A 9,472-nucleotide genomic window follows, 5' to 3' on the forward strand; every position below is an offset into this window, starting at 1 on the left:
AATAAAAGGCTGAACAAGAGGTTTTATTGGCAATTTATTCTGCGGCAAATAACTGCGGGTTTGCGTCGGCACTAACAGTGGTGTAGAGGCGAGTGTTATTTTGTCCAACATAATAGAAATGGCATCAGGAATGGGTTAACACCGTTCGATTACATTGAACACAGCTTAGAGCCGCTATCCTTGCCTCATAGAGGCCTCTACAGTCTATTTATCTGGCTCGTTAATCTAGGTGAGGGTAGTTTTCAAAACGCTTAATAAGTAGCGATCTTGTGTTCGCTGAGCAGTAGGTTCAGTGCCTGCTCATCATGACGTGCCTTTGATTTTCATCGCCGGCTCAATGAGTTATCGTTAAGTTTCTAGTGTGGATTTATATGCCTTTAACTCTAGACCTTATACTGAGTTAATGATTAAAGTAGTCTGAATCCAGATAGCGTCATTGGTTTACCCGAATAGCATCCAATGCCTGCAGACGGTAAATTAGTTTTACTGGGTATAAAAAAAGCCTCCGAAGAGGCTTGATTGAATGTTGTGTTTATTTACTTATTGCCCATAGCCTCTTCACTATAGCTAGGCTTTTCATGCTTTTGTCCCATCGCTTCAGCGACTTCAGGCGGCATATAGTTTTCATCGTGCTTGGCGAGGACTTCAGTCGCTTCTAGTTTTCCAGACGCTACTAGAATACCTTGGGCAACGATCCCTTGGCCTTCTCTAAATAGGTCTGGAAGTAAATCATCATAAGTGACGAACACTGTCCCACCCGCTGAATCATGCACTGCAAATTCAACATGTAAACTTTTTGGATCACGTTTCATCGACCCTATTGTGACCATGCCACCGACTCGGATCCGTTGTCCTACTTCTGGCATTACACCCGTATCGTTTTTCCCGTGGGTGATTTCATACGGTGTATAGAATAAATTCAAATTAGAATTTAGTGCGTATAACAATAACGAAGCAACAGCTGCAACACCGGCTATTAACGCTACTGCAAGGGTTAATCTCTTTTTACGTCTTGGATTCACGATTATTACCTCTTGTTTCTTTCAGGCGTTGTTCACGCGTTATTTTTTTAGCTATTTCAATTAGGACTGTGCGTTTTTTTCGCACGCTGAGGATGATCAAGGTTCCTAAAGAGCCGATTGTTACACCGTAAGACAACCATACATAGAATCCATAGCCACCCATATTAATGAAATCTTTCAATGAATCAAATTGCATTATTTTGCCTCCTCTGCAGTTGCTAAATCTCTTACCCAAGGGCGCATGCCATTTCGAGCGAGGATTTCGGTTCTATAACGGACTAAGGTAATTGCACCTATCATTACTCCAAAACCAACTATATTGATCAATAGTGGGTATAGCATATCTGTCGACATGGTTGATTTTTCAGTTATTTTAATTGTAGACGGTTGATGTAAGCTGCTCCACCAGTCGACAGAGTATTTAATAATCGGAATGTTAATCACACCGACAATGGCCAAAATACCAGAGGCTCTAGCCGCGAGCACCTTATCTTCAAAAGAAGCATACAGCGAAATAATACCTAAGTATAAAAAGAGTAAGACTAATTCAGAGGTCAGACGCGCATCCCATACCCACCAAGCGCCCCACATTGGTTTGCCCCATGCGGCTCCGGTAAGTAATGCTATGAATGTGATAACCGCACCAATAGGTGCTATTGCTGCCGCGGCCCAATCGGCAGATTTAATTTGCCATACTAAACCTATAAAGGAAGCGGTTGCCATTGCCAAATAAGCGCTCATTGACATCGATGCGGCAGGCACATGGATGAAAATAATACGATAACTATCGCCTTGTTGGTAATCTGTTGGTGCAAACAATAATCCCCAAATGCTCCCAGTTCCAATAAGTAAAATCGCGAATGTGGTAAACCACGGCAGTAGTGTGCCTGACAATTTATATGCTCGTTCAGGATCAGCGAAGGTATGAAGCCATTTCCACATTAGTTTGTACTCACACGTAAAGAGGCACCAATTGCAAAAGGAGCCAAGATTAAAGAACCGACCAACATAGCGGCTAGTATCGCCAGTTGGCCATCATAAGTAAGGTTGAGTCCTGCGGCATCAATTGCGCTAGTGGCAAAGATAAGTACAGGAATATATAAAGGTAGAATGAGTAAGCTCAGTAACACGCCTCCTTTTCGAAGCCCAACGGTTAGTGCTACACCTATCGCACCTAGTAAAGATAACACCGGGGTTCCTAGCGCTAACGTCGCCATTAATGCACCGTAACTATTACTCTCTAAATGCAATAGAACGGCTAACAAAGGGGCAACTAAGATTAATGGCACACCTGTTAGTATCCAATGAGCCAGTACTTTTGATAATACTAATAATGGTAATGGCTGTGGACTCAACAACATCTGCTCAAGGCTACCATCGTTGTAATCGGCTTTAAATAATCGCTCTAATGACAACATAGAGGCGAGTAAGGCCGCGACCCATATAATGCCAGGTGCTACTCTTGTTAGGACCTGAGGTTCAGGCCCAATTCCTAGAGGAAAAAGAGTGACCACTAATATAAAAAATAATAGTGGGTTAAAAATATCACCGCGATGTCGGATAGCAATTCTTAAATCTCGTTGCAAAAACGTCATGAATGATGCGGTGTAACTAATTCCTCGTTTCATCCCAATACCTTATATAAAGCGATAGTCGAGCGTGACTTTACGTAACATGTCATCACGAATAATGCTCATATCTTGGTGGGTGGTTAATATGACACATCCTCCCGATTTAGCATGTTGTATGAAAAGTTGTTCCAATTCTTCAACGCCTTTTTTATCAATTGCAGTAAAAGGTTCATCGAGGATCCAGATTTTACAGTTGCTATGCTGTAAACGTGCTAATGCGGTTCGACGGTGTTGTCCTGCAGATAAATGACCTGCCAGAGCTTCTTCAAAACCGGTTAAATTGACCTTCGCCAAAATAACGTTAGTGTCGAAATCATCATAGCCACTGATTCTTAAATTGAAGTTAAGATTTTCTTCTGCAGTGAGCTCACTTTTTACACCCGCCAAATGCCCAAGATATAACAAGTCGAGATTAAACTCGTCTCTACATCGATTAATGTCTTCACCTAAATATTCAACCTCACCAGCATAGGGGCGAGATAAGCCTGCAATAATACGTAGTAGGCTAGTTTTACCAGCACCATTTGGGCCTTCAACTTGGACAATATCACCCGCATTGATGTTAAAACTAAGTTCATCAAATAAAATGCGTTCTTCGCGAATACAGGTCAATTCGTTGGCACTTAATAGTACTTTTGGTTGGTTTGATATAGTCACTTATCCCTCTTGTTTTGCTTGAGGATGAATTCGAAAAGATATTAACACAAACACTTTTACCGGTTTAGCTTTGTCACCGATTAAGTGCTAGCAATTTGATATGGTTCCAAAAAATAATATATAGTTTGAACTTTTTTAATGATTGCTAATATATTACCTTAACTGCACTGATTGTCTTGATTTAGGGACTAAGCTGAGATTGTTATCACAAAAAGATGAGTTTTTTTGCTATTTGTAGTAATCTTATGTTGCCAAAATGAGTCTGCCTTCTAAATCAAAGGGCAGCGTTAAGCTTTATATATTTGCAATTAGGAACGATGAACATGAAAAAATTGTTAGCAATGACTGCAGTAGCTGCATTAACTTTGTCTGCAAATGTATTTGCTCAAGAAGGTGAAGCTATTTATAATAAAGCGTGTCAAGTCTGTCACAGCATGGGCGTGGCTGGTGCGCCTAAAGCTCATGATACTGCGGCATGGGAACCACGCCTAGCGAAAGGTTTAGATGCCTTAGTGGGTTCGGTTAAGTCAGGTTTAAACGCTATGCCACCAGGTGGTATGTGTACTGACTGTACCGATGACGATTACAAAAAAGCAATTGAGTTTATGTCTAAGTAGCTTTCGACTAGATCAAAAAACCGGCTAATAGCCGGTTTTTTTATGGGTCAATCTTAGTCATGTTAGCGTATAACATCACTAAGACTAAACAGGGTTACTGTACTAAGGTATCCAGTGTTAGTGCAGCATTACCACCCACTTTTATTGCTTTAATTGTGCCCTTTAAGTCACCCGACTGTGGCTTAACACTGCCATTCTTTGACAATACCGCAATGATTTCGACTTCTTGTACTGAACTGAGTGTGACATCGCCACCCATAGAAGTACTGTCATCTAGTGTAATTGTTGTGGGTAAACTGCTTGCGCTGATTTTAGTTGCGGCTAGCGGTACTTTAAGGCCTTGGGTTGCTCGTGCGAAAATAAACACAGTATCTGTATCAGCCACTTTATCCGCTAGTTCTGGCGAAATGGATATTTCAATCGCCACCGTTTTGGCGTTGCTAGTGATATCTGATTTGTGATTGGCATCACTAGGCATTGAGTCTGGGTTTTCACCAAGGCGCATGTTAGCAGACTCAATCGCATTCATTAATGCTGTTCTATCAACATCATTACGATCACTGTCTAAGATCATTTGCCACGAATTGATGGCTTTATTGTAGTTTGCGGTAAAGAAAGCATCCATACCAACGAGAAGCAGCGTGGAGGGATCTTGTGGATCTAACGCTAAAGATTGATCAATTATCGCTTGAATTGCCGGTGACATTTGTTGATTAGCTTTGTAGTATAGCGCTGTCGCTTTAGGGCCAAGGAGTTCAGCTTGCGTGCCCACTAACTCCATCACTTTATCAAATGCAGCAACGGCTTTATCATATTGATTGGCAGAGATATAAGCATGCCCAAGGCTAAACCAAGCTTGACTGTCGTCTGGCTGAGCTTGCACTTTTGCTTCCATTATCTGTACCCGTTGCGACATAATTTGCGCCGGATCCATACCCTGATGAGGATTGCTGGCTTGCGAAGGAGGGTTGGCTAATTCGTTGTAAGCACCAAGTTGTTGATAAAAGTAACCTGAAACAGCCAACAAACAAATGGTCATAAAAGCAGGCCACAAAGCAGTTTTTGATTTAATTTCGACATCAAGGGAGTCGTCACCCTTTTGTTTCATATCCTGAAGTAGATTTATCTCTAGTTCTTTCTTTAATGCTTCGAATTCGACTTGATCTAAAAGATCGTCTTTCAATTCTTTTTCAAGAATAGCTAAACGTTCAGCAAAAAGTTCAAGGTTAGTTTGTCTACGAACACCAGATTCTTCAGCTTGTAACAGCTTTTTCTGGCGAAAATGTGGAACCCAAATCATGATTAGGCCGATGAGTACGACAAGCGCAATAAATATCCAAAATGTGGTCATTGTTTCAATATTCACTTTTAGGTTAACAGAGAAAGCGGCAATTACCGCAGTGCTTGGAATCTTGATTATACGTAAAGATTATTAATTGAATAGTAATATAAGGAAGATATGAATCCAAATCCTGATAGTTGCGTACTGGTTCACAGATTGAATTGTTTGGCTAACTCATGGTGAAACTTTGTTAAGGTAATCCTGTCAGACTGGTTGTGGAAACTTTTCGATTTATCTCAATCGATGTTCATAATGAGACTAGTGACCCAATTTTGCACGAAAATGGCAGACAGAAGTCATCGCAAGTTCTAAAATGCGTTAAAATTCGTTTAAGCTAATGTGCGTATATTAGTTCATCGCATTAATTGGTACTGTAGTGATTTGTTTGTTTCAGATCCGCTTATTTTTTTAGACTAAGGAATACCCATGATTCCAGAAATTGGACATTTCTCGCTCATTCTCGGTTTGGCTTTTGCCATACTGTTAGCTAGCGTGCCGTTATATGGTTCCGCATGTAAAGACCAGTATCTCGTTCGTTATGCTTGGCCATTGACATACGGAATGTTTTTTTTCATCACTCTATCGGTCGTTATCCTAGGGTACAGTTTTGCGGTTGATGATTTTTCGGTGGCTTATGTCGCACATCATTCCAACTCACAATTACCTATTTTCTTTAAGATTGCGGCAGTTTGGGGTGGTCATGAAGGATCACTATTATTCTGGGTCTTTGCATTATCTGTATGGTCTACCTCTGTGGCACTATTCAGTAAAGGGTTAGAAGAAGTCTTTACCGCCAGAGTATTGTCAGTCTTAGCGATGATTGTTGTTGGTTTCACCTTATTCATGGTACTGACATCAAGTCCATTTGAACGGTTATTTCCTATTCCTTTAGAAGGGAGAGACTTAAATCCGATGCTGCAAGATGTTGGATTAATCTTCCATCCACCTATGCTGTATTTGGGTTACGTGGGTTTCTCAGTATGTTTTGCTTTTGCCATAGCAGCACTTATGAGTGGCAGACTTGACTCCGCATGGGCTCGTTGGAGTCGTCCTTGGACTTTAGCGGCTTGGATATTTTTAACCGGTGGGATCTCATTAGGTTCTTGGTGGGCTTATTACGAATTAGGTTGGGGCGGCTGGTGGTTTTGGGACCCGGTTGAAAATGCGTCATTTATGCCTTGGTTAGTGGGTACTGCGTTAGTGCACTCATTAATCGTGACAGAAAAACGTGGTGCATTCCGTAACTGGACTGTATTGCTAGCTATCTTTGCGTTCTCATTAAGTTTACTCGGCACCTTTATTGTTCGTTCGGGCGTATTAACGTCAGTACATTCTTTTGCAGCAGATCCAAGTCGTGGTTTGTTCATCTTGCTGCTGTTAGGCCTTGCCATCGGCGGTTCGTTAACTCTGTTTGCTTTCCGAGCCAGTGAAATGAGCAGTCCAGCACGATTTGAGCTTAAATCGAAAGAAACCATGCTGCTAATCTGTAACGTATTACTTACTGTTGCAGCGGGTACTGTTCTACTGGGTACACTATATCCTTTACTGATTGATGCATTAGGTATGGGCAAAATTTCAGTTGGCCCTCCGTATTTCAATGCTGTGTTTGTACCTATCGTACTAGTGCTATTTTGTTTTATGGGTATAGGTCCAATTATTCGTTGGAAGAAATCTAAAGCCGGTGAAATCAAAAGACAGTTACTTGTTCCAGCTATTATCGCGTTAGTTGTGGGTGTTGCAGCTCCATTTGTTGCTGGCGGTGAATTTAATGCTTGGGTAATGTGTGGTGTGGGTGCTACCGCGTGGATCATGCTAGCCACTCTTCGCGCTGCTTATAATATGGTAAGCAATAAAGAAGGCGGTATCAGTCTCAATCAAATAGGTCGTAGCCAGTTAGGGATGCTCTTTGCCCACTTTGGTATTGCGGTTTCAGTAATGGGGGCAACAATTGTCTCTAATTACTCGATTGAAAAAAGTGTTCGCATGGGACCAGGTATTAGCCAAGAGCTGGCAGGTTATACATTCAAGTACTTAGAAACTAAAAATGTCGTCGGCCCTAATTATACTGCCAAACAAGGTCAGATTGAGATTTATAAAGATGATGAATTTGTCTCTTTGTTAAAGCCTGATCGTCGTCAATACACTGTTCGTACTATGGATATGACTGAAGCAGGTATTGATTGGGGATTATTCCGCGACTTATATGTCACTATGGGCGACCCCATTAGTTTAACTGAGTTTGCTGTACGTCTTAATTATAAACCCTTTGTACGTTGGATATGGTTTGGCTCAATCTTTATGATGATTGGTGGCTTCCTTGCTGCATCAGATAAGCGTTATCGTGTGAAGCAAGTTGCTTCAGAAGATGTAGTAAAAGCAAAATTAGCGACAGTGTAATTAACTCGGAGACACTATGAAGAAGTTTGTACTGTTTATACCCTTAGTCATATTCTTGGGTATGGGCGCGTTTTTATACAAAGGATTATTTCTCAATCCTAAAGTGCTCGATTCAGCATTAGAAGGAAAGCCTGTTCCGGCTTTCCAACTTGAGCGCTTAGAAGTGCCTAGTGAAGTCTTAACTGAGAAAGATCTTCCTGCAAAAGTGTCGATGTTAAACTTTTGGGCGACTTGGTGTCCCGCATGTAAATATGAGCATCCTTATTTGTTGATGTTATCTAAACGTAATTTGTTACCTATATATGGTATCAACTATCGTGACGAGCGAGCATTAGCAATTAAAGAGTTAACCACTCTAGGTGACCCTTACACAGCTAACCTCTTTGATAAAGATGGTCGCCTAGGGCTCGACCTTGGGGTTTATGGCGCACCAGAAACATTTATTGTCGATCATAACGGTATTATTCGTTATCGTTATGCAGGACCAATAGATCAAACAGTATGGACACAAACCTTGTATCCGATGATCCAGCAATTACAAGCTGAAGCAAAAGTTGATGGAGCATCGTAATGAAATTCGTATTTAAAATAATGATGGTTTGTACTAGTTTACTTTTTACTTTGACGGTAATGGCTACACCAGTCGATACCTATGAGTTTAAGTCAGCTGAAAATCAACAAAGGGCATTGTCACTCGCGCATCAATTGCGTTGTCCACAATGTCAGAATCAAAATTTAGTCGATTCAAACTCACCTGTTGCACAAGATTTGCGTCTAGAAGTGTATCAGATGGTTGATAGCGGTAAATCTGAAGCTGAAATTATCGACTTTATGACCAGTCGCTACGGTGATTTTGTTTTGTACAATCCTAAGCTAGACTCGAAAACATATATTCTATGGCTTGGTCCATTTGGGTTACTTATTTTGGGTCTCTTTATTGGTTTTATCTTTGTGCGCAAGCAACGGATTCAAGCAACAGAATCAACAACCTTGTCGACAGAGCAACAAGCCGAGTTAGATGCAATATTAAATCCTAATAAGACAACCAAGTAACCAATCGGAGTATTAACCTTGAAACAGTGGTTTGCGTATATCTTCACGAGCTTCTTTATATTGGGTATTGCAAGTATGGCTAATGCATACCCCGGCATGCAAGCTGCGGCTAAGCAAACCACTGAGTCAACACTTGATCGGATTAATATCCTACCGCAACCATTCCCTATTGCTTTAGTCGATTTCACCAACCCCGTTGGTCAGCCAATTAATTTTGAACACTATAAGGGAAAAGTGGTTGTGGTTAACGTTTGGGCTACTTGGTGCCCACCTTGTGTCAGAGAGCTCCCTGCGCTAAATCGATTAGATAAAAGCTTAGATGCAGAACATTTTGCACTAATACCTATTTCTATTGATGCCGAAGCGGTTAATGTCGTACAGCCATTTTTGGAATCTCTTGAATTATCCACATTCAACTCATATTTTGATCCGCAACAACAGTTACGAGATGTATTCCCACTCGATACAATACCGGCGACATTTATCTTAAATGAACAAGGTGAGCTGGTGGCCTATGTTCGCTCGTTTGTCAATTGGGATGATAAGAATGTGATTAGTTTCCTTAACCAATTCCGCAACAGCACAGTAAAAGTACAATAAACAGTCAATAAAGCTCAAAAAATATCTTAAAGGATCGCTTTTGGTGAAAAGATCGCCAAGCGATCCTTTTTTCTTAAAAAAGGGCTTGCGCTAAATCTTGTATTGCCTATAATGCGCATCCACTGACACGGCAGACAGCGAAAGCAGTCACCG

11 protein-coding genes are annotated in these 9,472 nt (G+C 41.1%); 5 read left to right on the forward strand and 6 right to left on the reverse strand.

Translation table 11 applies throughout. The annotated features are described in order from the left end of the window. Positions 1–536 precede the first annotated feature (536 nt). The 5 genes from ccmE to ccmA are packed head-to-tail and all read right to left on the reverse strand — an operon-like array spanning position 537 to position 3,310. Positions 537–1,022, reverse strand: coding sequence for a cytochrome c maturation protein CcmE (ccmE, locus tag AAEZ02_RS21140; RefSeq protein ID WP_124013994.1), 486 nt, complete (start codon positions 1,020–1,022; stop codon positions 537–539). Continuing rightward, a complete protein-coding gene (gene ccmD / locus AAEZ02_RS21145; protein WP_101033757.1) occupies positions 1,006–1,218 on the reverse strand; it encodes a heme exporter protein CcmD in 213 nt (70 codons plus the stop codon). The genes ccmE and ccmD overlap by 17 nt, the downstream gene beginning before the upstream one ends. Then, positions 1,218–1,964 (reverse strand): heme ABC transporter permease, encoded by a 747-nt coding sequence (locus tag AAEZ02_RS21150; RefSeq protein ID WP_101033759.1) that lies wholly within the window; start codon positions 1,962–1,964, stop codon positions 1,218–1,220. The genes ccmD and AAEZ02_RS21150 overlap by 1 nt, the downstream gene beginning before the upstream one ends. After that, positions 1,964–2,650, reverse strand: a complete 687-nt coding sequence (ccmB, locus tag AAEZ02_RS21155; protein ID WP_101033760.1) for a heme exporter protein CcmB — start codon at positions 2,648–2,650, stop codon at positions 1,964–1,966. The genes AAEZ02_RS21150 and ccmB overlap by 1 nt, the downstream gene beginning before the upstream one ends. Before the next feature lie 9 nt (positions 2,651–2,659). Continuing rightward, complete coding sequence (ccmA, locus tag AAEZ02_RS21160; protein WP_101033761.1) at positions 2,660–3,310, reverse strand: cytochrome c biogenesis heme-transporting ATPase CcmA; 651 nt, start codon at positions 3,308–3,310, stop codon at positions 2,660–2,662. A 323-nt stretch (positions 3,311–3,633) separates the two neighbouring features. On the opposite strand from ccmA, the gene AAEZ02_RS21165 reads away from it, so the two are divergent. Then, positions 3,634–3,927, forward strand: a complete 294-nt coding sequence (locus AAEZ02_RS21165; RefSeq protein ID WP_101033762.1) for a c-type cytochrome — start codon at positions 3,634–3,636, stop codon at positions 3,925–3,927. A gap of 94 nt (positions 3,928–4,021) precedes the next feature. Here AAEZ02_RS21165 and ccmI read toward each other — a convergent pair whose 3' ends face one another. Next, positions 4,022–5,278, reverse strand: a complete 1,257-nt coding sequence (gene ccmI / locus AAEZ02_RS21170; RefSeq protein ID WP_101033763.1) for a c-type cytochrome biogenesis protein CcmI — start codon at positions 5,276–5,278, stop codon at positions 4,022–4,024. A gap of 417 nt (positions 5,279–5,695) precedes the next feature. Here ccmI and AAEZ02_RS21175 point away from each other — a divergent pair, with 417 nt between their 5' ends. The 4 genes from AAEZ02_RS21175 (at position 5,696) to AAEZ02_RS21190 (ending at position 9,319) form a co-directional block, all read left to right on the forward strand. After that, positions 5,696–7,666, forward strand: a complete 1,971-nt coding sequence (locus AAEZ02_RS21175) for a heme lyase CcmF/NrfE family subunit (protein WP_124013995.1) — start codon at positions 5,696–5,698, stop codon at positions 7,664–7,666. A gap of 16 nt (positions 7,667–7,682) precedes the next feature. Beyond that, positions 7,683–8,237, forward strand: coding sequence for a DsbE family thiol:disulfide interchange protein (locus tag AAEZ02_RS21180; protein WP_124013996.1), 555 nt, complete (start codon positions 7,683–7,685; stop codon positions 8,235–8,237). Next, on the forward strand, positions 8,237–8,719 hold the full coding sequence (nrfF, locus tag AAEZ02_RS21185; RefSeq protein ID WP_124013997.1) for a heme lyase NrfEFG subunit NrfF: 483 nt from the start codon (positions 8,237–8,239) through the stop codon (positions 8,717–8,719). Before AAEZ02_RS21180 ends, nrfF begins: the two co-directional genes overlap by 1 nt. A gap of 75 nt (positions 8,720–8,794) precedes the next feature. Next, positions 8,795–9,319 carry a TlpA family protein disulfide reductase gene (locus AAEZ02_RS21190; RefSeq protein ID WP_351124894.1) on the forward strand — a complete coding sequence of 175 codons (525 nt, stop codon included), beginning with the start codon at positions 8,795–8,797 and terminating at the stop codon, positions 9,317–9,319. Positions 9,320–9,472 lie beyond the last annotated feature (153 nt).

Source organism: Shewanella sp. T24-MNA-CIBAN-0130, from assembly GCF_040310185.1.
GTDB classification, from domain to species: domain Bacteria; phylum Pseudomonadota; class Gammaproteobacteria; order Enterobacterales; family Shewanellaceae; genus Shewanella; species Shewanella psychromarinicola.